Source organism: Chitinophaga sp. G7 BAM 1005 (assembly GCF_057126945.1).
The window spans coordinates 695775-720623 of the sequence record NZ_CP181478.1 but is presented as its reverse complement, the minus strand read 5'-3'; the positions used below and the strand labels follow the sequence as shown (position 1 = coordinate 720623).

At 45.4% G+C, this 24849-nt stretch carries 16 protein-coding genes and 1 tRNA gene; 6 read left to right on the top strand and 11 right to left on the bottom strand.

Features of this window, described 5'->3' with window-relative positions:
- The first annotated feature begins 304 nt into the window (after positions 1 to 304).
- Complete coding sequence (gene hxpB / locus ACMXI2_RS02820) at positions 305 to 964, top strand: hexitol phosphatase HxpB (protein ID WP_483780210.1); 660 nt, start codon at positions 305 to 307, stop codon at positions 962 to 964.
- Between the two features lie 77 nt (positions 965 to 1041).
- Here the strand turns inward: hxpB and rpsA are convergent, their stop codons facing one another.
- Positions 1042 to 2946, bottom strand: a complete 1905-nt coding sequence (gene rpsA, locus ACMXI2_RS02815; protein ID WP_483780209.1) for a 30S ribosomal protein S1 — start codon at positions 2944 to 2946, stop codon at positions 1042 to 1044.
- A gap of 354 nt (positions 2947 to 3300) precedes the next feature.
- Between rpsA and ACMXI2_RS02810 the strand changes: the two genes are divergently transcribed.
- Both ACMXI2_RS02810 and ACMXI2_RS02805 read left to right on the top strand, forming a co-directional pair.
- Positions 3301 to 4179, top strand: coding sequence for a rhomboid family intramembrane serine protease (locus ACMXI2_RS02810; protein WP_483780208.1), 879 nt, complete (start codon positions 3301 to 3303; stop codon positions 4177 to 4179).
- Between the two features lie 35 nt (positions 4180 to 4214).
- Positions 4215 to 5438 (top strand): 4-hydroxy-3-methylbut-2-enyl diphosphate reductase, encoded by a 1224-nt coding sequence (locus ACMXI2_RS02805; protein ID WP_483780207.1) that lies wholly within the window; start codon positions 4215 to 4217, stop codon positions 5436 to 5438.
- Positions 5439 to 5706: 268 nt separating this feature from the next.
- Here the strand turns inward: ACMXI2_RS02805 and ACMXI2_RS02800 are convergent, their stop codons facing one another.
- From ACMXI2_RS02800 to ACMXI2_RS02770, 7 genes are all read right to left on the bottom strand, one after another.
- Positions 5707 to 6471, bottom strand: a complete 765-nt coding sequence (locus tag ACMXI2_RS02800) for a LytR/AlgR family response regulator transcription factor (protein WP_483780206.1) — start codon at positions 6469 to 6471, stop codon at positions 5707 to 5709.
- Positions 6472 to 6530: 59 nt separating this feature from the next.
- Positions 6531 to 8483, bottom strand: a complete 1953-nt coding sequence (locus ACMXI2_RS02795; RefSeq protein ID WP_483780205.1) for a tetratricopeptide repeat-containing sensor histidine kinase — start codon at positions 8481 to 8483, stop codon at positions 6531 to 6533.
- A gap of 638 nt (positions 8484 to 9121) precedes the next feature.
- Positions 9122 to 9811, bottom strand: a complete 690-nt coding sequence (gene cmk, locus ACMXI2_RS02790) for a (d)CMP kinase (RefSeq protein WP_483780204.1) — start codon at positions 9809 to 9811, stop codon at positions 9122 to 9124.
- A 114-nt stretch (positions 9812 to 9925) separates the two neighbouring features.
- Entirely contained in the window at positions 9926 to 11467 is a 1542-nt protein-coding gene (locus tag ACMXI2_RS02785) for a T9SS type A sorting domain-containing protein (RefSeq protein WP_483780203.1), read from the bottom strand.
- Positions 11468 to 11515: 48 nt separating this feature from the next.
- Positions 11516 to 13882: a hypothetical protein gene (locus ACMXI2_RS02780; protein ID WP_483780202.1), complete on the bottom strand. Its 2367-nt coding sequence runs from the start codon at positions 13880 to 13882 to the stop codon at positions 11516 to 11518.
- A gap of 79 nt (positions 13883 to 13961) precedes the next feature.
- Positions 13962 to 15827 carry a hypothetical protein gene (locus ACMXI2_RS02775; RefSeq protein WP_483780201.1) on the bottom strand — a complete coding sequence of 622 codons (1866 nt, stop codon included), beginning with the start codon at positions 15825 to 15827 and terminating at the stop codon, positions 13962 to 13964.
- A 484-nt stretch (positions 15828 to 16311) separates the two neighbouring features.
- The gene (locus ACMXI2_RS02770; protein ID WP_483780200.1) at positions 16312 to 18846 is read right to left on the bottom strand and encodes an ATP-dependent Clp protease ATP-binding subunit; all 2535 of its coding nucleotides are present in this window, start codon (positions 18844 to 18846) and stop codon (positions 16312 to 16314) included.
- Between the two features lie 298 nt (positions 18847 to 19144).
- On the opposite strand from ACMXI2_RS02770, the gene ACMXI2_RS02765 reads away from it, so the two are divergent.
- Together ACMXI2_RS02765 and ACMXI2_RS02760 are read left to right on the top strand one after the other, a co-directional pair.
- Positions 19145 to 19519 (top strand): STAS domain-containing protein, encoded by a 375-nt coding sequence (locus ACMXI2_RS02765; protein WP_483780199.1) that lies wholly within the window; start codon positions 19145 to 19147, stop codon positions 19517 to 19519.
- Positions 19520 to 19597: 78 nt separating this feature from the next.
- Positions 19598 to 20515, top strand: coding sequence for a ribonuclease Z (locus ACMXI2_RS02760; protein ID WP_483780198.1), 918 nt, complete (start codon positions 19598 to 19600; stop codon positions 20513 to 20515).
- A 59-nt stretch (positions 20516 to 20574) separates the two neighbouring features.
- On the opposite strand, the gene dapA is transcribed toward ACMXI2_RS02760, so the two are convergent.
- Positions 20575 to 21450, bottom strand: coding sequence for a 4-hydroxy-tetrahydrodipicolinate synthase (gene dapA, locus ACMXI2_RS02755; RefSeq protein ID WP_483780197.1), 876 nt, complete (start codon positions 21448 to 21450; stop codon positions 20575 to 20577).
- Between the two features lie 79 nt (positions 21451 to 21529).
- Complete coding sequence (locus ACMXI2_RS02750; protein ID WP_483780196.1) at positions 21530 to 22483, bottom strand: acetyl-CoA carboxylase carboxyltransferase subunit alpha; 954 nt, start codon at positions 22481 to 22483, stop codon at positions 21530 to 21532.
- 158 nt (positions 22484 to 22641) lie between these two features.
- Between ACMXI2_RS02750 and ACMXI2_RS02745 the strand changes: the two genes are divergently transcribed.
- Positions 22642 to 22715, top strand: a tRNA-Asp gene (locus tag ACMXI2_RS02745).
- Positions 22716 to 23102: 387 nt separating this feature from the next.
- On the opposite strand, the gene ACMXI2_RS02740 is transcribed toward ACMXI2_RS02745, so the two are convergent.
- The gene (locus tag ACMXI2_RS02740) at positions 23103 to 24845 is read right to left on the bottom strand and encodes an SWIM zinc finger family protein (protein WP_483780195.1); all 1743 of its coding nucleotides are present in this window, start codon (positions 24843 to 24845) and stop codon (positions 23103 to 23105) included.
- Positions 24846 to 24849 lie beyond the last annotated feature (4 nt).

Sequence of the window (24849 nt, the reverse complement as noted above, 5' to 3'; positions counted from 1 at the left end):
GCATCTTTCCAAAACTTTTTTCAACATTCAATAAGGCTCCAAAAAGGGGGGAAATTGGCAGAGGCAGCAGGTTTACAATTCGCATAACTGTGTAAAGGCTGATTAGGAAGGGATTCAGGGGGAATGCCCTGGCGGATAACTGCAATAGTGTGATAACCAAAGTTTATGGCGTATAACTTATTGTTATGGGACCGGGGAGCCGGGGGCGAAGGTTCCGGATCGAAGCCTACCGTGAGTGGATGGATGCTTACTGCGATCTCCCCGCATAACTTCTTATCTTTGCCGCGCATAAACGGAAAAACATATGATAGATACGGTAATATTTGACATGGATGGCCTGTTGATAGATTCAGAACCTTTGTGGGGTATCGCCATGCGGGAAGTGTTTGCTACGGTGGGCGTAAACCTCTCGCCCGAACTTACGCATTTAACCACCGGCCTACGCACCAAAGAAGTGGTGAGTTACTGGTATAATTACTATAAATGGGAAGGAAAGAGTGCAGAGCAGGTTGTAAATGAAATCATCGATAGTGTGATACATAAGATCAAAGCGGAGGGCCATCCTATGGAGGGGTTGCCGTATATCCTTCAATATTTCCGGGAGAAGGGGTTCAAAATGGGACTGGCTTCTTCTTCCCCGCTGCGTCTCATCAATGCTGCGCTGGAACATTTGCAGATAAAAGATGTTTTTCAGGCGGTGTATTCAGCTGAATTTGAGGATTATGGCAAGCCGCACCCGGCGGTGTACCTGGCCTGTGCCAAGGCGTTGGGCAGTGATCCGCTGGATTGTATAGCTTTTGAGGATTCCGTAACGGGTATGACAGCAGCCAAAGCTGCGCGGATGACCACGGTGGTAGTGCCGGAAGCGCATAACCGGCATGATCCGCGGTATGCACTGGCTAATATGAAACTGGACAGTTTGCTGGAATTTAACGATGCGAAGCTGACGCTGCTGATAAAGTAAAGCATAAAATCCTTCTATAAAAAAATCCCGCTCCGATGTTACTCGAAGCGGGATTTATTATTTAATGAAACCGGATCTTATTGCGCGCTTTTTTCTTCGCCGCCTTCAGATTGTTTCAGTTTTTCTCTCAGTTCAGCTAAAGCGCCGAGATCACCTAAAGTAGCTTTTTCCACTTTACCCTGGATGTTTTTCACAGCCTTACGGGTTTTGTCAGCTTCTTCTCTCTTCTCTTTCACTACAGCCTGTTTTTCTTCAGCCTGTGCTTTTTCCCAAACTCTGGTATGAGAAACCAGGATACGTTTTTCGCTGCGATCGAATTCGATGATCATGAATTCTTTCACGTCTTCAACGTTGATTGGTTTTTCATCTTCAGTTCTGAGGTGACGTGCAGGAGCGTAAGCTTCCAGGCCGTACTGCAGTTGAACCGTAGCGCCTTTATCATCTTTCTTCACAACAGTACCTTCGTGTACGGAGTTGATCGGGAAGATAGTTTCAAAAGTGTTCCACGGATCTTCTTCGATCTGTTTGTGACCAAGGCTCAGTTTACGGTTGTCTTTATCAATACCCAGGATTACTACATCTATTTCGTTACCTACTTTAGTGTATTCAGATGGGTGGTTGAAACGTTTGATCCAGCTCAGGTCAGAGATGTGGATCATGCCACCGATACCTGTTTCCAGTTCAACGAATACGCCATAAGGAGTGATGTTTTTCACGATACCTTTGTGACGGCTTTCAACCGGGAATTTAGTTTCGATAGTAGACCACGGATCTTCTGTCAGTTGCTTGATGGACAGGCTCATTTTGCGTTCTTCCTTGCTCAGGGTAACTACAACGGCTTCGTATTCTTCTCCTAATTTGAAGAATTCCTTAGCGTTGATTGGCGTAGAAGCCCATGAGATTTCAGATACGTGAACCAGCCCTTCCACACCTGGCATGATTTCCAGGAATGCGCCATAATCTTCGATGTTTACTACTTTACCTTTTACTTTAGCACCTTCGGTGATAGTAGCTGGTAAGGTATCCCACGGATGCGGGGTCAGTTGTTTGTAGCCGAGGCTTATGCGACGTTTTTCATCATCGAAGTCAAGCACAACAACGTTGATTTTCTGATCCATCTGCAGTACTTCGCTCGGATGGGAGATACGGCCCCAGCTGATATCTGTGATATACAGTAAGCCGTCCAGACCACCCAGGTCGATGAATGCACCGAAGTCGGTAATATTTTTGATAGTACCTTCCAGCACCTGGCCTTTTTCCAGTTTGCTGATAATATCCACTCTCTGTTGTTCGATATCGCTTTCGATGAGCGCTTTGTGGGAAACAACGGCGTTGCGGATGGTTTCGTTTACTTTCACCACCTTGAACTCCATAGTTTTGCCTACAAACTGGTCGTAATCTGTAACTGGTTTCACATCGATCTGAGAACCCGGCAGGAATGTTTCCATACCATATACATCTACGATCAGGCCGCCTTTGGTTTTGCTGGTAACGGTACCAGTAACCACTTCGCCTGTTTTGTAAACTTCCACGATTTTTTCCCATGCACGTTTCTGGCGAGCCTGTTTACGGCTCAGGTGCAGGTTACCATCGCGGTCTTCTTTTTCTACTACCAGCACTTCCACTTCATCACCGATCTTCAGACCTGGTAAATCACGGAATTCGTTCAGAGAAATCAAACCATCAGATTTGAATCCGATGTTGATTACTACATCTGTGTTGGTTAAACCCACAACAGTACCGGTCAGCAGGCTGTTTTCTTCAAACACCTTGAAAGTGCTGTCGTAAGTCACGTCGTACTTTTCTTTTTCTTCTTTGCTGTAAGAAGAAACGTTACGTTTGTCAACGCTCCAGTCGAAATCGTCGTGTGCAGTTTCAACTTTTGCTACAGGTGCCTTTGGTGTCGCTGTTTCAACCGCAACTTCTGCTTGCGGAGCCTGTTGTTCAGCGTTTTGTTCGTTAGAAATGTTGTTTTCGCTCATAAAAAATTAAAATTTTACCCGGAATACCCGGATACCCTGTTTTATGGGACGGCAAAAATACGAAAAAATACCCGTTTATGCGTATTTTTATTGAAGAAAATCACCTTCCGCTGCGGTATGGGGTGGTCTTTTCAGATATTTTTAAATTGTATTATTAATAATTTCACTACGACAGAAAATTAAACTGTGTAAACGGGCATTTTTTTTGCCACAGAAAGAACCAGTATCCGGATTAATTGTTGTTAACAGATACAGGAGAGATGATATTCATTAGCAGTGAACAGGCTTACTTTTCCTGCGTTCAAAATGTTAATTACTATTATTTAATCCCGGATTTTATTTTAATTTGTGTATATGAACGGGACCTCATTTCAATCGGATATTCGCTACTGGCTCAGGCAGGGAAACACGGTCAATTATTTGCTTTTCTGGAATATCGTCATCTTCCTGGGATTAAATATTCTGCGTCTTATTGCGTTCCTGACCAAGCAGCCCACTCCTTTTGAATGGACATATCAGCAGTTGGCCATGAATGTACCGCTCGGCGCATTTATACTAAAGCCCTGGGGGCTGATCACCTATATGTTTACGCATGTGGAAATATTCCACGCCCTCTTTAATATGATCAACCTTTACTGGTTTGGTAACCTGTTCCGGGATTTTCTCGGGAATAAGCGGGTGCTTCCCCTTTATTTGCTGGGAGGTATTGCGGGCGGTTTACTGTACCTGCTGAGTGCCAGTCTTTTTCCGGGCTACGTAGGCACTACTATGGTGGGCGCTTCAGCAGCCATTATGTGTATCCTGGTGGCAGCGGCTACCCTGATGCCCAACTTTGAAATTGGCCTGATGTTCCTGGGCAGTGTGAAACTGAAATGGCTGGCGATGGCCCTGGTGGTGCTGGGATTGATTTCCATCCCCAACGGTAACATCGGCGGACTGATTTCCCACATGGGCGGTTCCCTGCTGGGATTCCTCTATATACGCACCCTGCAGGCAGGTACTGACCTCTGCCAGCCCCTTATATGGCTGTTTGATTTCAACAACCGCCGCCAGCAACGGACCATTACCCGTAGATTCAAACCCAAGAAATCACCCCTGAAAGTGGTAAAAAAAGCCGAAGACAGAGACCCTTCCAGATTAGACCAACTGCTGGATAAAATCAATGAAAAAGGCTATAATAGCCTCAGCGCCGAAGAAAAAGCATGGTTGGACAAAGTGAGCAAAGAAAACTGATTAACTTTGTCCTTCAATTTTCTGTCATTTAACACATGAAAACATTTAACGTTCCGGTTATATATCGCAGTCCGCTGATCAGCGCCATCAAAAACCAGCGCAAACAGCAGGACCGCATGAAAAAGGACTTCACGCCCACCGAGCTGGATTTTGGTCCGCTCAGGATTTTACTGGCCCGGCATTTCGGATTTTGTTATGGTGTGGAGAACGCCATTGAAATTGCCTTTAAAACAGTGGATGAAAATCCGGACAAACGGATCTTCCTGCTCAGTGAAATGATCCACAACCCACATGTAAACAACGACCTGCTGGACCGGGGCGTTCAGTTTATTATGGATACCTCCGGCAATCAGCTGGTTCCCTGGGAGAGCCTGCAACCGGATGATATTGTGATCATCCCTGCATTTGGCACCACCCTGGAAACCGAACAGCAACTGGCCTCACTGGGTATTGAGCCCCTGAAATACAACACCACCTGCCCTTTTGTGGAACGTGTATGGAACAAGGCCGACCAGATCGGTCAAAAAAACTATACCGTAATCGTACACGGCAAACCAAAACACGAAGAAACCAGGGCCACCTTTTCCCATAGCGCCTCCGGCACTCCTACCGTGGTAGTGAAAGACATTAAAGAAGCGGCACTGCTGGCGGAGTTTATCACCGGGCAGCGCACACCGGATGAGTTTAACGCATTGTTCAAAGGACAATATTCACCGGGCTTTAACCCGGTTACGGATCTGCAGCGGGTAGGCGTGGTGAACCAAACCACCATGCTGGCTACCGAAACACAGGCCATTGCAGATTACATCCGGCAGGTGATGATGACGCATTTCCAACTGACAGAAGCCACCGCCGGGGAAAGGTTTGCGGATACCCGCGATACGCTCTGTTACGCCACCAATGATAACCAGACGGCCGTTACCGGAATGTTGCAGGAGTCTGCCGACCTCGCCATTGTAGTGGGCGGTTACAACAGCTCCAATACTTCGCACCTCGTGGAATTGTGTGAAGAAAAGCTGCCTACTTATTTTATATCATCTCCCGAAAAAATGCTCTCCGCAAAGGCTATTAATCACTGGGACTTTCACCATAAAGAGGAGATCAGTGCCGGTAGCTTTTTACCGGAAAAAGAAAAGGTGACGATCCTGCTGACCAGCGGCGCTTCCTGTCCGGACGCCCTCGTTGAAGGAGTGATACGCCGGCTGCTTTCGTTTTACCAGCTGGAGCACAAAGCAGATGCAATGGCTATAATTGACTAAAAATAGCTATCTGTATAAAACTGACTAAAAAATCATAAAAACAAAAAAGACACCACGTGGTGTCTTTTTTCTTTGGGGCTAATCACGCTAGTAATGCAGAGTATAAAATCTTTATATTGCGTTTATATTGAAATCGTAATTCAAAAGTAGTTTATCTGCAATATGCCCGCAATAGCCATTTATTATATGGTAGGTAATTAATCATAACTGGCATAAAAACGAATAAAATCGGAATACGCACTTCTACGAATACGCTGTAAATCACCACTTAGAACTGCATAGCCTTTTTCAGAAACTCTGCTTTGCGTCTCCTGGACACTTCCACCTGCGTACCATCGCTCATGAGCGCAAAGCCGCCTTCGCCCTGGATATAAGACTGCATTTGCTGCATATTTATCAGGTGTGAATTGTGTACCCGGAAGAAATCCACATCAGACAGCAACTCCTCAAACTCTTTCAGGGGGCGGGATACCATGAGATTCTTCTTATCTGTAAAAAAGATGCGGGTATAGTTACCGGTAGATTCACAACGGACGATGTTCTGCACCGGCATAAACACCAGACCGTTGATAGTAGGCAATGCAATTTTCTTATGTGTTTGCTGTATTGTTTTCATGTTCTGCAAAAACACTTCCATCGGAGAGATGCCCTGGTCCTTTGGCCGGTTCAGTTTCTTCTCCCTGCATTTTTCCAACGCATCCTGCAACTCCTTTACACTAAAGGGTTTCAGCAGGTAATCCAGCGCATTGAACTTAATGGCTTTTAAAGCATACTGTTCATAGGCTGTTGTAAAGATAACGTCGAAGTATACCTTTTCAAATAGCTTCAACAGCTCAAATCCGTTCTGATAGGGCATTTCAACGTCCAGAAATACCAGATCCGGCTGTAGTTCGTCAACCATTTCCTTTGCTTCCCTCACACTTTTAGCCCAACCAATCACCTGTACACCGGGACATTTTTTTTGTAGCATCGTTTGTAGTGCATCAATGCAATGTTGCTCATCATCAACGATGACAGCTTTTATTTCGCTCATACAAGTAGCTTTTGTTAGCTGTTAGCTATCAGCTGTTTTATGGTTTATCAGTGAGTAAACTAAAATATAAATTCTGCGGGTAAAATAATAGTCACCTTTGTTCCGGTGGCGTTTCCGGCTTCATCTTCCAGGTCTGTTACCGTTACTTTTGCTTCTTTGTTATTAATTTTGCGGATAAGGTCTATCCTGCCTTCTGTTACTTTCATGCCTACAGAATTATGCAGCCGTCCTTTCTTCTCTTTTATTTCCATTGCTTTTTTTCTCCCTATGCCATTATCTGTAATAGTACATACCAGGCTTCTTTTTTTCAGTAAGATTTCAATATCCAGTATCCCTTTTTCATCCGGATGCTTATGCACGAGTCCGTGCCAGATAGCGTTTTCCACATATGGTTGTAATATCATCGGGGGGATCAATACTTCATCGTCGTTAATATCTGCATCTATGAGAAACCGGTATTCAAAGATACCGTTACAGCGCAATGATTCCAGGTCAAGATACAACCTTAATGATTCCAGTTCTTTATTTAAAGTAACAAAAGTGTGCTGGGTGTTATCGAGGATAAGACGCATGAGCCGGGAAAACTTGGTCAGATAGTCGGACGCCTCCTCCTGGTTGTTGCTCCAGATGTACCGGTGGATAGAGCTGAGGGAGTTAAAAATGAAGTGTGGATTCATCTGGGAGCGGAGCGACCGCAGTTCCAGCTGTAAGGTTTGTTTATTGGCCTTCAGGTTACGGTGACGGATATAGAAAAGGCCGCCCACGATAGCCATTAACAGGAAGGCCGCCAGGAAAAAAGTGATCACTACATTACGTTTGGTACGCAGGGCGCCCACCATTTTATCATGTTCAAGGTTACGGATCTGGTTATCTTTCCGGTCTACTTCATAGATAGTTTGCATCTGGGCAAGCGCCATCGCGGATTTTTCGTCAAGGATACTGTCTTTATACAGCAATGATTTATCAGTGGCTTCCAACGACTTTTTAAACTCCCCGCTTTCTTTGAAGTCTGCAGCGAGTGCCTTATAAGCATCCATCAGCATGGCTTTGAAGCCCCAGAAAGTACTGATGTCGATAGATTGCATCATATATTTCCTGGCTTCGTCGTGTTTTCCCTGTGCCCCCAGCAGTTTACCGATACTGAGGTAGCTTTCCGCCACATGCACCTTATCATCTACCTTATCATTTACTTCCAGCGCTTTTTTCAGGTATTCCATTGCGGTCAGATAATCTTTCTTTTCCTTATAGGCAGCGCCGAGGGCGTTATAACATATTGCCATACCGATGGGGCGGTCCATTTTCTGGTTGATGGCGAGAGAGCGTTTATAGTACTGAATAGCCAGGTCCAGTTTGTTTTGCCCCTGGTATGCGTATCCGAGGTTACCCAGGTTAATGGCTACGCCCAGCTGGTTATTGCTTTTCTCTTCCAGTTCGAGGGCGCGGTTAAAGTGGGTGATGGCGTCTGCATATTTTTCCGTGGTGAGCTGGATATTCCCGATACTGTTGGTAGCCACGCAAACGTTACGGATGTCATTGATCTTTTCCGCCAGTATCAGTGCTTTTACGTGGTAGTCAAATCCCTTCTGCAGTTTATCCTGCCGCCGGCAATCCACCCCGGCGTTATTCAGGGAAAATACGATAAGGGAAGTATCTCTTGCATCTTCTGCGGCTTTGAGTGCTTTTTCGTGGTAATCTTCCGCAACGATATACAGCGACTTATTTCTTTTTGCGGTTCCCAATTCATTGTATGCCTGCGATACTCCTTTGGGATATTTGAGTTGGAGCGATAGGGTGAGTGCTTCCTGCCAGAAAGGATTTTCTATTTTATGTGATTCAAAGAAACGGTTATTTGATCCGCCTTTTTTCAGCAGCAAAGTCACTTTCCCGGTATCGGAAGGGAGCTGGCGAACGGAGTCGAACAGGTTGTATATCCGCAGGGAGTCCTGGGCTATCGCCTCAAAACAGGCCCCTGACAGGAGCAAGCATAAAAAACATACACCTTTTATAGACATTGGCTGGTCTGTGTGACTACACAATTTAAAAAAAGAATTACGAATAACGCGTAGCGATTTAAAGATATCCGGTTAAACGGGGTAACGTTACTGGTAAACCTGCTTCACTGACAATCAAAAAGTTAAAAAAGCGAAAGGGCGAAAGAATTCGCCCCTTCTTCCTATTAACCGAATACACCTACTGAAAACATGGAACGGCCGTGGCGTACCACGCCATCCCACATTACCTTTAAATGCCTGCTGGCAGCGGTTATGCTCACGCAGACTGAATTTTATATTATAGCAACATTATAATCGGTTAATAGCAAAGGGTCCTTTGTGGATATAGCTAGGATAAGACGTTTCCGAAAGCACGATATATGATAACGCGTCTTGCGCACTTGTTCTTAATGTCTTATACAGGTCGACTACACTAAATCAATGACACAGTGACTTTTCCATACAAAAAATGCCTAAGCAGTATTTTTCAGGGAGGATCAGGTTGGCTATGCATAAATGGTCAATAAAAGTTGACATCATTCGGGCATGAAAATAAAATTCTACTGGAAATTCGGGAGGATGTGGAAAAATTATTGGGTTGGTGACTACAAGTCACATAGCAAATGTATAAAAGAGTTTTAATAAAAGGAAATAATATTTTATGAGGAGTGGGCCATAATAGCATCTTCCACCCATTGCATCACCAGTTGAAGCTGGTCATCGAGGTTCAACTGGCTGTTATCCAATATGATAGCGTCTTCTGCTTTGCGGAGCGGGCTTATTTCGCGGTTGGCATCGATATAATCTCTCAGTTCGAGATTTTGTTTTACTTCTTCGAGGGTAATGTTTTTATTTTTTTCATACAGTTCTTTAAACCGGCGCTCAACGCGGATAGTGATATCGGCGGTCATAAAGATCTTGAGTTCTGCATGGGGAAACACCACGGTGCCAATATCACGACCATCCATCACGATGCCTTTACGGACACCCATCTTCTTTTGCTGCGCTACGGCCAGATCGCGTACTTCTTTTACAGCGGCAACTTCGCTCACCTTTTCAGCTACGAGCATTTCGCGGATCAGGTGTTCCACATTTTCATTGTTGAGGTACATTTCGCTAAGCCCTGTGAGTGAGTTGGGAACAAAATCCAGGTGTACATCTTCCAGTGCGGCGGCTACTGCTTCATGCGACATCCAGTCGATCCTGTTTTGAATAAAGTAAAGGGTAATCGCACGATACATAGCACCACTGTCTATATAGGTATAGTTCAGCTTTTTAGCCAGTTGCTTGGCCAAAGTGCTTTTGCCACATGAAGAGTAGCCATCTATCGTGATGATTATTTTTTTCAAAACTATCTGTTTAAATGAATCGCCTATAGGGAAGAACTCTACAAAATTGGGGCAAATCTCCGAGAAAATCAAAACAAAAGGCTGGAATTTCCGATTGCGGGAAATTCCGGCCTTTTATTGTGCTACTACCACCTTGCAGGTGTAAGCCACTTTCATGGTGTCTTTATGATAGATTACGAGGAAGTATACGCCTGACGGCAGGTTTGAGATATTCACCTCGGCATCCCTTCTTACCTCATACTGGCGCATTACCTGGCTCCAGGTGTCGTGCAGCTGCATCAGCATATCGCCACGGATACCGCGAATAGTGACTTTGAAGTTACCGTTATTCGGGTTCGGGAATACCTTGATCTGTACAAACGGAGGTACTGCGCGTATTTCGGAATAAGTGATTTTGCCGTTTCTGCCTACTGCCTTGATGCGGTAATAGGTCCAGTCGTCATAGTCATTCACATCCGGGAAGGTATAGCTCAGTGGTACGCTGCTATTGCCATTGACGGCTTTTGTTGGCAGTACGCCGATTTTAACGAAGGTTTCCTGTCTTTCGTAGCGGCGTTCCACTTCAAAGGTGGCATTGTAAATTTCGCGGCTGGTGATCCAGTCCAGCTGCACCAGTACCGGGGCAATCCTATAGGCTTCAAAGCTGAGGAACATGGCTGGTTTGGCGGAGCCGATCAATGCCGTTTTTGTAAAGTATTCGCTGGCGCCTAATCCGTCGAAGTGCCGGAGGTGCATAGTTGCCGGCTGAGTCATAGCAGCAGTGGATAATGTACCGGGTAATGGCCTGGTAGTGATTACCGGTACCGCGTCCCATACACCGCTAACGAAGCGGGTAATGAAGCTGCTATCGCGTGAGGTGGCATAGGCCGGTAATTCACTGACATCCATGTGTTGCAGGATTACATCTACTTCTCCCCCGCTGTTATCTGCCCGGCGGATATTCCAGGATTTGTTCACGAAGCTGTCGGGGTAAGCCGCGCCACCTGCGGCCACGGTAAATACGCTGTCGTATACACGGGCGCCTATCATGTCTTTTGCGCCGGTGATGAGTACGGCGGCGGGTGAATAACTATAGTCATCTGTTCCTACCGGGAACACTACTTTTCCATCTGTATTTGAGATAGCGGCGCGGTACAGTAATCCACCTGCGATCCCTTTGCCGGTAACCACATAGCGATAGTCGCTGTAGCCGGTAATGGTACCGGGTGTTTTATCGCCAACCTGGAGGTTCCAGCCGTTAAGATAAATACGGCCGCTGGCAAAATGAAGGTTATTCCTGACCTTCAGATCAGTGAAATCCTCCAGCAGCAAGCCGGCGGGGTTGTTGAGCTGCAGGTTTGGGAAGCTCGTACCTGTTCCGGCAATAAAGCTGTAAGCGCCAAATATCCTTTGCTGACTGGCACCGGAAAAGAGGAAGGTGCCGCCGGTGCCGGAGGTACCATCTGCACTTTCATCGGGCAGCGTAGCACCATTTCCGTTAGTCCATAATTTGCTGAGGAAATAAAAGGTGGTATTGGGATTGGAGCCGAGGATACCGTTGTTCGTCATATCAGCGAAGATGCCTACGTTGGTATTACCGGCAAGCCATACGGTGGCGCCGGCAGGGATGTAAACGCCCTGCTGGGCGGAGAGACGGATACCTCCTCCAAGTAACAACCATATTATTAAACAGTATCTCAGCACAATAATTATATTCTGATTGTATTAATAGTTCTCTGATATAATGTACCAGTTAGTACCATCGGACTGAAAAGAGTAACAGCGTCTGGTTTCAAAACCCAATTGTAAAGTAGCCCCCTGGCCGTCGATACTTCCACTAGGCGTACTCATGGTGATCGTTCTTGAATTATATCGTTTCACCACATATATTCTGCCCTTGCTGGCAGCAGGCGCCGGCAACGTAATTGTCATATTGTTACCTGTGTTTACAATAAGGGTATAATCTGCGCTAGTCAATGTATATGCAGTAGCCGTTGAGCCCACAGATTTTATGGGATATACCATCCCGCCGGGAACCGCGGCTGGTATCCATTCGGTACCATCAAACTGTAATACCTGGTCAGCTGTGGGTGCTGTGCCGCTTACATTCACTCCATTCAGTTGTTTGGCATTCCATATATTGCTGGTGTTATTGGCTCCCAATACACCACTGGTTATTTTTAGTGTAGTAGCATCCAGTGCCACATTGGCGATATCCCCTACTGCATCGCGGCCCATTAAATCCGTTGGCGTGCCAGCGCTTCCGGCCAGTCGCATATCACCATTTACCTGCAACATCCTGGCGGGGAGTGCGGTGAGGCCAATACCTACTTTACCGCTTTGTACACGCATCATTTCTTTTGTAGTGGGAGTAGCGTTATGTGTATACGATTTGAAAATGATCGGTTCATCACCATCGTCGCCGATAATGAAATCAAAGCCACCATTGTTACTGGTACCTGTAGAACCAAATTCAAACAGGTCTGTGCCTGCGGCGCTACCTTTCATCCTGAAATTGCCATTAGCATCTACAAAAAACATGGGCTTATAAAAGCTGGCGCCGGCAGCCTCGAACTGTAATGCAGATTTCAGGTAAGTTACCCGTTGATTCGGGTCTGTATAATCCGGATAGCCATCGGTGAGACCTAATAAATCACGTCTTCCAAACTCCAGGTAAGACTGATTATTAGATTTAATAACCATTTTCACATCATCGTTAGTTCCTAATGCTGATCCGGCCGGAGCGGCAGTATTACCCGTCATCAACCAGTTACCGGATGCTAAATTCTCTGTAACGATTACATCTCCGGTGCTATTGATAGACAGTACTTTTGTGTTAGCTGTTTCTGGTGTAGCACTGGCGATATTTGAGAGACGTAGTCCCGAAGTAGCGGCCGAAAAGACAGGAGTCGTAGTTTGCGGTCCTGCAATTTCCAGGCGGTTAGCCGGCGTATTGGTGCCTATTCCCAATGATGATTTAGTGTCATTCCAAAAGAACAGGTTTTTGTTTTCCGAGATGACACCTCCTGTTCCCGCGAAGGTTACTGATCCCGGTGTGAATGCTTTCAGGGAGAGTGTACCGGCAGCACCAATAACACCGTTTCCGGTTATGCTAAAGCTGGCTGTTTGTGCAGTTGTTGTATTTTGAATATAGCTATTGGAATTCGCCGGCAGATCTGCCGCTGTTAATACCCTGAAAGTGGGTACAGCTGCGCCTCCTGTGGCGGGGCCTGCAAAAACCAGGTTGGCGTTTTGCGTATTCAGTGTAGCCGTTAACGTTCCTGAAGTAGTTACCGTTGGCGTGGTTACATTAAATATAGATGGCAGCGACAAGCCTACTAAAGTAACACCGCCTGCAGCTTTGGCAATCCATTGTGTACCGTTAAAAGTGAGCACGTCATTATTAACGGGGGCGGTACTGAACAATACATCATAGTCTGCTATCTTATTAGCGTTCCATAATTTAGTACTGTTCTTCACAGCCAGTTGCCCGGCGGTGATGGATAAGTTATTATCGATGGTCATGGAAGCCACGTCTCCGCTGGCATCCTTTCCCAATATTTTTATGGGTGTACTAACTTCGTTGGTTACACGCAGTGAGTAGGTTTGCAGTCCCTCCGTGAAGTTTTTAAATCCTTTAAACGACTGGGCGCTGTAATTAACAAATCCAGGCGCTGTAAGAGAAGCATCCGGGATAGTGAGGTTATGAATGCCGCCGGCAGAGGCAAAGCCAAAAGTGCCGCCGGGCGTATATGTGGCTTTAATTTCCTGTGCGGGGGAAAGATCGTTGTTTATTGATTTGATGGCGGCGCCATCAGCTATCAGTTTTGTCCAGTAGTTATTGGCCCGGACACGGAAAGTGTTATCGGATTCCAGGTAGATGATCATGCCGTTCACCGGGGTGACGATCTGATTAGTATCCGCAATACGGGTAAGGAGGAGTGCCTGCTTCTTGCTTTCCAGTTCAAGTAAAGCGGATTGTTTTATCAGAGAAGGATTAGTTCCCAGCTTTAATTGTTGTGCCGTCAACTGCTGATTACCTAAGCAAAACAGCATTGCAGCGCATACTTTTATAAGCCCTTGCAGCTTCATACATCAACATTTAAGGAATGTACCCAAAGGAATAGAACGGCTATGATTTCCACATAGCCGTTCCTATTATTTTCTCAGCCTATTTCTTAATCACGTACCAGTTTGTTCCGTTAGACTGAACGGTGTAGAAGGTCCAGTCGTTGTAGATGGTCAGTTTAGCGCCACCTTCCAGCGTGCCACCGGCGGAGGTAATCTGCACATCGTTGTTAATTTGTGTATCGTCCGGTGCGGAAGCAGCAGGTATTTTTTTCACGGTATAGATACGCCCGGTACAGGTGGTAGCATCCGGTAATACCACGCTGCAAACTGCGTTGGCGCTTACAAGAATGGTATTATCTGTTGCCGCCACGGTGTAAGTACCACCAGCAGTTACGGTGGTGATAGACATGGATACCGAACCGGTTACCTGTAAGGTGGAATTGCCGATGTTATTCGTATCGCCGATGTGTACATTTTTCTTTATGGAAACTTCATCGCCAAATTTCTTTGCGCCTGCGAAGCTTTGTGCGGTGTTGCTTATCAAACCACCGGTGGTAGCAGGTGAAGCTACGGGGATGCTTACGGTTACTTCATCTGCAACCTGTGCTACTGCCAGATCAAGGCCGGCATGATCTGATTTGAAGGTCAGGTCTTTAAATGCGGTAGCAGAGAGTTTTCTTTTCACCACATTACCTGAGGTACCGTCGCGGAGTAATACTATATCCTGCGTAGTTCCGTCTGCGATGTTAGTGAGTACCACGTTATTGTCGAGCTGTGTATTTCCTTTTACCTGGAGGTCATTATCCAGGGTAGCTTTACCGGTAACACCGAGGGTGCTGGCCAGTGTGGTGGCGCCTGTTACATTCAGGGTACCGGTGAGAACAGAGTTGCCGCCTACAGTGAGATTGCTGGTAGCACCTGGTAAAGTGAGGTTGCCGGTGATGATTGAGTTACCGGTGATGGTAGCGCCATTAGCCAGTACCGTTAATCCGGTTCCGAACTGACCTTTCTTCAGGATGGTCAGGTCTTCGTTACCTGTAACAGATTGCAGGAAGGTTTTTAAACCGTCGAATGACTGGGCGCCGGTAGAAACGGCACCTGGATGGGTAGCATCAGCGGCGTGCAGGATCAGTTTCGGAGCAACAGCCGGGTTGGTATTGTCTATTGTCAAACCATCGTTCACCGGTGTGGCATCGAATGCGCCGATGATCATTGCCAGTGTGGCTTTATCAAAACGTTTGTAGTCGGCGAGGCTCAGTAAACCCGCTGTTACTTCGCCGGCGCCGGTTACACCTTTTTGTGTGGCAATAGTGAGTACGTGGGTATCTGTTCCTGTGGTAGAAAACACGTAGTCGTTTGGTGTTGCTACCGGCGCAGCGGTGGTCAGTTTCTGATCTGCGGCGGTTAGTCCGTTGATCTTATTGATGGCTGTTGTAAAAGCCGTTTCGGAAATGGTGCGCTTGTTGATTTTACCGGTAACGGGATCTATCAGTAATACTTCTACTCCTGTAGTTACCAGGTCCAGTTTTTTCAGGAACGCATAGCCATTGTCGATCACGAAACCTTCCACATTGTTTGCCTTGAGGGAAAACGGTACGTTGGTGGTAGTTCCGATAAAGTCCCCTGCAGTACCAGGGTTACCTCTGAGGCCCCAGGTATTGGCTACATCGCCCGTGTTGGCCATTTTTTGCCAGTAACCGTGATTTCTTACATAGAAGCCTTCTTCACCGGCTTTTTTCAGGTAGATGACCATCCCATCCGGGGGAGTTAAGCCTGTGATACCTACTGTATCAGTTAAACGAGGCAATAACAGGCCTTGTTTGTCTGCATCCAGGTCGAGGATAGCGGATTTTTCTATCGTAGTGGGATTTTTACCGACTTTCAGCTGTGCATTTGCCTTTGAGGCGATCATGCCCACAGCACCAACCAGCATCATCCGTACTACAATGCGTAGAGATTTTCTCATAGATATAGGGATAAATATTTAATGTCAAGCCCACCTCCGGCATTAGTATTTGCCGGTGTGATGGTAATAGGGATAAATAGATTCAATTATCGCAGTATAAGGGATTCATTGGTCATATCTTATAGAATCTAAATAATAATAAAAAAATATAAACTATTATAGTTTGATATAAATATCATTATATAGATTAGATAATTATTATAATGCAAATGTGACATATTAAATCTTTTAAAAAAATGACATGATCATACCATTTTAGTTCAGGTATTTATTCACACACGATGCGCGATCTAACCATATATGGGTAGTAAAATGTGGGTAGATCGATTGCAGATAAAGTATTAAGAAGGAAATATATGCTGTAACAGGATGGGTTTGCTTAAAATAAGCTAGTGGGGCTGGGGAAGTTAACATGTTCATGTTATAAAAAAAGCAGCCCATCATTTCTGACGGGCTGCTGCTGTTATGTTTTTTTGCGTGTTACTTACGCTTCTGATTTCTCTGATTTACTCTTGGAAGAGTTGTTTTTCAGGGTAAAGATCAGCTTTTGATTTTCCTTATCCAGGTCGGCCACGAGGATGTCTCCATCATGAATGTTCATGTTGAGGATTTCTTCTGCCAGCGGATCTTCCAGGTATTTCTGGATGGCTCTGTGGAGCGGTCTGGCGCCGAACTGCTGGTCGTAACCCTTATCTGCCAGGAAGCCTTTGGCTTCATCTGTCAGTTCCAGGCTGAAACCGAGGTTGTTCAGGCGTTTCAGTACACTTTTCATTGTGATATCAATGATGGTGTAGATGTGCTCTTTTGCCAGGGAGTTAAAGATGATCACGTCATCGATCCTGTTCAGGAATTCAGGAGAGAAGGTACGTTTCAGTGCTTTTTCGATCACTGACTTGGTATTCTCTTCTTCATTTACGGCTCTTGTGCTGGTGGTAAAACCTACGCCGGCGCCGAAATCTTTCAGCTGACGGGCTCCGATGTTGGAGGTCATGATGATGAGGGTATTTTTGAAATCCACTTTACGGCCGAGGCCATCGGTGAGGATACCATCATCCAGTACCTGCAACAGGAGGTTATAAATATCCGGATGCGCTTTTTCAATTTCATCCAGGAGGATTACGGAGTAGGGTTTGCGGCGAACTTTTTCAGTCAGCTGACCACCTTCTTCGTATCCAACATATCCCGGAGGGGCGCCAATGAGGCGGCTAACAGAGAATTTCTCCATGTATTCGCTCATATCGATGCGGATAAGCGCTTCGTCAGAGTCGAACATATAGCGGGCCAGTGATTTGGCCAACTCTGTTTTACCTACCCCGGTAGGGCCGAGGAATATGAAGGTACCGATTGGTTTTTTCGGATCTTTCAGACCTACGCGGTTACGCTGAATGGCTTTGGTGACTTTGCTGATGGCTTCGTCCTGTCCAACCACGGCGCCTTTAAGGTCTTCACCCATGCGGCGGAGTTTTTCAGTTTCGGCCTGTACCATCCTTTTAACGGGGATACCGGTCATCATGCTTACCACTTCTGCGATAGCTTCTTCATCGATCGGGTAGCGTTTGTGCTTTACTTCTTCTTCCCACATTGCTTTTGCGCGTTCCAGGTCTTCACCCAGTTTCTTCTCCGTATCGCGTAAAGCAGCTGCTTCTTCGAAGCGTTGGCTTTTCACTACTTTATTCTTTTCCTGTTTGATATCTTCTATCTGTTTTTCCAGATCGAGGATATTCTGAGGAACATTGATGTTTTTCAGGTGAACGCGGGCGCCTACTTCATCGAGTACGTCAATTGCCTTGTCTGGCAGGAGGCGGTCGGTCATGTAGCGGTCGCTCAGTTTCACGCAGGCATCAATGGCTGCATCTGTATAGCTTACGTTATGGTATTCTTCATAACGGGGCTTGATGTTATTGAGGATCATGATGGTTTCATCCACGCTTGGTGGTTCCACCATTACTTTCTGGAACCTGCGGTCGAGTGCGCCATCTTTTTCGATGTACATGCGGTACTCATCGAGGGTAGAAGCGCCAATGCATTGGAGTTCGCCTCTTGCGAGTGCCGGTTTAAAGATGTTGGAAGCGTCCAGTGAACCGGAAGCGCCACCCGCGCCCACGATCGTATGAATTTCATCGATAAACAGGATTACGTCCCTGTTTTTCTCGAGTTCATTCATGATGGCCTTCATCCTTTCCTCAAACTGGCCGCGGTATTTGGTACCGGCCACCAGGGCGGCGAGGTCGAGGCTTACCACGCGCTTATCGAAAAGCACGCGGGAAACTTTACGCTGCACGATACGCAGCGCCAAACCTTCCACGATGGCGGTTTTACCCACACCGGGTTCACCAATAAGGATCGGATTGTTCTTTTTACGGCGGGAAAGTATCTGGGATACCCTTTCAATTTCCTGCTCGCGGCCAACAATCGGGTCTAAGCTGCCACTCTCGGCCAGCTTGGTAATATCTCTACCAAAGTTATCCAGTACGGGCGTCTTGGATTTGGTATTTGTCTGTTTGGCTTTGCTTGCGTAACTCTTTCTTTCGTCCTCAAACTCTTCTTCGCCCGGATCGTCGAATTCAGATTTAGGGTCCGCAGATTTTACAAAGCCCAGTTCGTTTTTAAAAGTATCGTAGTCCACGTCAAATTGTTGTAAGATTTGTGTACAAACGTTTTCCTTATTCTTGAGTATAGAAAGCATGAGGTGTTCCGTTTCCACCGTAGCGCTTTTCAGTGCTTTGGCTTCCAGTACGGTAACCCGTATAACTTTCTCTGCCTGTCTGGTAAGCGGGAGACTATTGATATTAGCGATATTCTTTCCTGTCTTATCTTTAACAGCCAGTTCTACTTCCTTGCGTAACTCATACAGATCTACGTTCAAAGCCTGCAGAATCTTTACGGCCGTGCCCTCGCCTTCTCGAATAATACCTAACAGCAGGTGTTCAGTACCTATGAAGTCATTGCCCAGGCGTAAAGCTTCCTCTCTGCTGAACGAAATGATCTCCTTAACTTGCGGTGAAAAATTCTGGTCCATTGTGAGATTATTAAATTATCAAAAACCCTTACGGGGGCTTGCTTATACAATAATAACGAATAATTCTGACTTAAGATTATCACGCTTTGTGCGGAAATGAAGTTATTCCTTTTTAAACTTAAACAACTTACACTTTAATAGTATAAGATTATTTTTGCGGTGATGCGGGTACGTTCGTTTAAAAATATCTACGAAGAAAAAGAGGTTTTTGTTTTCGATCTCTTGCGGTTATATTTTATAGGCGGGTTCCCTCTGTTCAAAATTTATTTTACTAAAAGTATAAAACAACGTCCATCGCATGAAATTCAAAATTGATACCAAAGAAAAAATAGTCGTTTTTTGTCCGGAAGAAACAATTCTGGATGCTAATTTGTCAGACGACTTTGTGGCCACTGCAACGGCGCTGCCGGAGCTGGAGGGACGCAATCTCATACTGGATATGACATTGGTACAAAAAATTGATGCAAAGGGCGTTGAAGCCATTTTAACAGTTTATCAGCGTATGTATGACAATAATTTATCCTGTGCCATCACCGGCCTTAACAACACTTTAACAGCTGAGTTGAAATCTGCAGGGGATGATATGCTCAATCTGGCTCCTACTATGGCAGAGGCAATAGACCTTGTAATGATGGAAGAGCTGGAAAGAGAATTACTGAATGGATTGGAATAAGGATGGATTGCCGCTCTTTTTTACTCCCACGTAAGGGTGATTTAAACAAAAGGCAATTGAACAATTAAAGCTATTTACATGTTCGCAGTCACGATATTAGGTAACAATTCTGCTATCCCCACCCTGGACAGGCACCCCACCGCCCAGGTAGTTACCTGCAATGAGCAGCTCCTGCTGGTAGATTGCGGAGAAGGCACACAATTACAGATCGCGCAGTACCGGATCAGGCGCAGTAAGCTGAGATATATTTTCATCAGCCATCTTCACGGAGATCATTATTTCGGGCTGATTGGCCTGTTGAATACGCTCAGTCTTATGGGCCGAACCGATCCTATCAGCGTGTATGCGCCACCGGAGCTGGAACAAATTATCCAGCTCCAGCTGGATTGTTCGGGTACGGTATTGAAATTTGAACTGAGCTTTGTGCCCCTGCAACCGGGATACAGCGGTATCATCCTGGAAGATAAGGACCTGACGGTAAGCTGTTTTCCCACCCAGCACCGGATTACCTGTTTTGGTTTTTCTTTTGAGATGCAGAAACGCAAGCGTAAGCTGATCCCGGAACAGGCCAGGGCCTACGAAATCCCGGCTGCCTACTTCAGCAGATTGCAGGATGGCGCCGATTATCAGCGGAAAGACGGTACCCTGGTGAAAAACGACTGGGTAACTTTGCCTCCGCCTCCCGGCAAGCGGTATGTGTACTGTGCCGACACGCTGTATGATGTGAATCTTTTGCCGGTGTTGAAGGATGCGGACCTGATGTATCATGAAACCACTTACCTGCACAACCTACAGCAACGGGCGGCAGAGCGGTTTCACAGCACTTCTGTACAGGCGGCCTCTCTGGCGGCAGCAGCGGCAGTAAAACGCCTGCTGATCGGTCATTTTTCTTCCAAGTACACCGAATTACAACCTTTCCTGGATGAATCCAGACCGGTTTTCGGGAATACGGAAATTGCGGAAGAGGGCGTAACGTATATTATCCAGGGGTTATAAAATAAAAGCAGCCGCGGTCCACCCCGGATTGCGGCTGCTTTTTTATTTACATTTTATTGTTAGTAGTTCTTCAGATAGGCTGCTATCTTAGTATACAATCCGTCGCTAACGGGCGTTACAGGCAGGCGGAAAGTATTTTCCACAATCCCTGCGTAATGCAGGAATGCCTTGATACCGGCGGGATTGTTTTCGGAGAACATCAGTTCAAATCCTTCCAGCATTTTGTAATTGAGCGTGCGTGCCGCGGGATAATCGTTTAACAGGGCAGCGTGTACCATGCTGGAAAAATCGGTCGCAAAATAGTTGGCAGCCACCGAAATAACGCCGTCCATGCCGCAGGCCAGCTGACCCAGCGCCAGTGCGTCGTCGCCGCTGATAACGAGAAAATCCTTTGGTTTATCGCGGATAATCTGCATGCATTGCATCATATCGCCGGATGCTTCCTTCATGGCCACGATGTTTTCCACCTCATGCGCCAGGCGCAGGGTGGTTTCCGCAGTCATATTCCGGCCGGTACGGCCGGGAACATTGTACAGGATCACCGGTTTTGGGGAGGCAGCAGCAATAGTTTTATAATGCTGATAAATGCCTTCCTGTGTAGGTTTGCTGTAATAAGGCGCTACGCTGAGGATGGCAGCCGCTTCATCGAGCGGGCATTTCTCCAGCCGTTTCACCACATCTCTTGTGTTATAATCGCCAACGCCAATCACTACAGGCACCCGCTTCGACACCTTTTCGAAAGTGAATTTTATCAAATCCAGCTTTTCATCTGCAGAAAGAGTAGGTGTTTCGCCAGTTGTGCCTAAAGACACAACATAGTTCACGCCGCCATCGATCACGTAGTTGATCAACTTTTCCAAAGCATTCCAATCAATGCTTTCATCTGCTTTAAAGGGTGTTACCAATGCCACCCCGGTGCCTTTTAGTTGTTCCATATTGCGTTTACGGGAAAATAAAAATTTCGAACTTCGAAGGCCGAAATTCGAAATTTTTATTGTTATCTCTAAATATTTTTTATTTCTCCTCGTAGAAACCCATGCGGGAGAACTTATCGATCCGTTGTTCTATGCGTGTATCCGGATCAATTTTCTTTAATTCTGCGAGTGTTTCCTTGATGCGGATCTTCAGCAGGTGAGCCATTTCATCGGGGTTTACGTGTGCGCCACCGAGTGGTTCGCGTACGATGCCATCTACCAGGCCAAACTGGCTCATATAATCGGAGGTCAGTTTCAGCTCTTCTGCGGCTTTTTCCTTGAAATTCCAGCTACGCCAGAGGATTGTGGAGCAGTTTTCGGGAGAGATCACCGTGTACCAGCTGTTTTCGAGCATAAATACGCGATCGCCGATGCCGATGCCTAATGCGCCACCGGAAGCGCCTTCCCCGATTACGATACAGATTACAGGCACGCGGAGTTTTACCATTTCAAAGAGGTTGCGGGCAATGGCTTCCGCCTGGCCCCTTTCTTCCGCTTCCAAACCGGGATAAGCACCGGGAGTATCGATGAGAGTAACAATGGGCTTATTAAATCTTTCGGCCAGTTTCATCAGGCGCAGGGCCTTGCGGTACCCTTCCGGGTTGGCCATACCAAAGTTTCTGAGCTGGCGCATTTTAGTGTTTACGCCTTTCTGCTGACCAATAAACATGACCGTTTCGCCATCCAGGTCGGCGAAGCCGCCTACCATAGCTTTATCGTCTTTTACATTCCGGTCGCCATGCAGTTCCGTAAAATTGGTGGACATTTTTTCGATGTACGCCAGCGTATAGGGCCTATCCGGATGACGGCTCAGCTGTACGCGCTGGAAGGCGGTGAGGTGGTTGTAGATATTCTGGCGGGTATCAGCAATTTTTTGCTCATACTCGCTAACAGTAGCAGAAACATCCACACCTGATTTTTCACCATTTTCCTTCAGCTTCTCCAGCTGATCGTATAAGTCAGCGATAGGTTTCTCGAAATCCAGGAATTGCATAATTTGATTAAATTGGTTAAAGATCGGGTGTAAAGATAATGCTGAAAATATTTTTTAAAAAAGATTTGCTTAATTGGGAACTTTGTTGCTATCTTTGCAATCCCAAAACGGAACAACACAACGAATTGGGACACAAGTTCTTAGGATCAAAATGGAATGGATCGGTAGTTCAGTTGGTTAGAATGCCGCCCTGTCACGGCGGAGGTCGCGGGTTCGAGTCCCGTCCGGTCCGCAAAGAACTTAGAAAACCCGCGCTGGTCGCGGGTTTTTCTTTTTTAGTCGATTAGTTGGTCGATTTCCCTTTAATTTTCTCCGGTCAGTTTTTATTACTTTACTCAGGTTAATGTCCGTTTACTAAGCTACGATATTATACATCCCGCTGCAATTATCAACAATTAAATATCACGACTATTACCCATAAATATTAGCACCAATATCAGTGAGGTACAATTTCTACTCTAAATGTTAAGTGGAGGTCAGCAAGCTTTCTATCACTGCCTGACAAACAAATGGAAACAAAATAGCAAGGCTTGGCCTCCACCTATCTACACCTTAAATCTCCTATCAAATAAAAAGTAAAATAATATTTCCAAATGAGTTTGCTGATTGCATTTCAGCCTTACATCTTAATTACCGCAGTCAGTTCTTCTATCATAGCCGGCCGGCGGGGGTATTTACGGATCAGTTCTTCTGCTACAGCAATGATTTCATCTTTCCCCTCAGGAATATCTCTTATTATCTTTTCCATTTTGATAGCTAAATCTGCATATTCTCTACGGCCTCCTGCCACATCACCTTTACGCTTGAAAGCAGGAAGATATATCACCAATAGCTGTACCGGGTATATCTTTATCAAATAGTTGTGATACCGCAACAGTCTGTCGAGATCTGTTTCCCTGCTCATCAATGCAAATAGCCTGTCCCAATATTTTTCTTCAATATAAATGGGAGCAAGCAAATCGAGCAGCAATGTATCAGGAGAATACCATGCTTTGCCCTTATTCTCCTGATATTGCAATGTTATAGCTGCTATTTTTTCTTCTATATACTTTTCTATTTCCTCTTCCCATTCTTCAATTGTAAAAGTATTCTTCCATTGATTATAGTAATTCTGATCAAAGCCTCTATCAAAAGCAAAATACTTCGTATAATACCTCACCATTTTTTTATCATCTTCTAAAACAGCGATACGTAGTAATTCTCTCTCCCATTTTGCAATGGTTCCAGGATGGTTGTTTTCCTTAGCTATTTTGATTCCCTCAACTATTAATTTCTTTGCGGGAGACAAATCTTTCGTCGCTATCAAACTGTCTACCTCTCCCTGTCTGACCTCTACAATATCTAAATTTTCACGGACAAGCGCCTGAGCCGCTCCATAGTTTCCAATAGCTTTCAGGAAGGCTATTTTTCGCGTAATGAAATATTTTTTCCTGTAAGAATATTCATCTGCAGAAGCCATTTTAATCTGACCATCAACAAAATTCAAATAGGACTTTTCTTTACTCAGCTTTATGGCAAGCGTTTGATACACATCTACCATTTCATATCCAAAGTCACCATAATCAAAGTAAACAGGTTGACTTATCACTGATTGCGCAAAATCAAAAACCTCCTCCTTCAAAGCCATAGTTACACTTTCCGTATCAGCGATAACCATTATCAATTCTATGGAACCGTGGATAATATATCCAATAGATCCACTGGAATCATCGCAGTAAGTAATCAGATTAACAACTTCTGTTAACACTGATCGCGCTAAAATAAAAGCACCGCGAAAATTGCCTTTTTGTATAAGCTGTAGCCCTTCTTCAAGCAATTCATTAATCTCATTTGCTATTTTATGAACAGACCGGTAATCAATAAAATCCCTGCCCGAGTTATCCCGTATCAATCTTTTAAGCAGTTTAGTATAGTTATTCTCTACATTAATAGAGCTATCCTTATCTGCAAAGTGCCGTTCAAACAGCGATTTGAATGTCTTATCTTTTGCAGCATAGGCCAGAATAAATTCCTTGTATTCCTCCACGCTTATTTTTTGTAACAACTCACTAAAATTTGTTTTTGGGAGTGATTGTTTGAGGGCAGAGATGTTCCCCAATTCTTCCTTCAGAAGAAATAAAACAGCTACTACATGCTTGCAAATATCACCGTCATAGGGACAGTCGCATGAATATGACTTTATTTTATCTTTTTTCAAAAGCGTTACTTCCACTACGTATGTTTCACGTCCTATCACTTCGGCATGCCAGCAATCTTTCTCTGTTTCCTCAAGATCAAGCACAGCACCATTTTCATAATATTCTCTTCCCCTATGAATAATTGTATCACTTATCTGTAATTGAAATGTTTTTAATGTGAGCATAAGA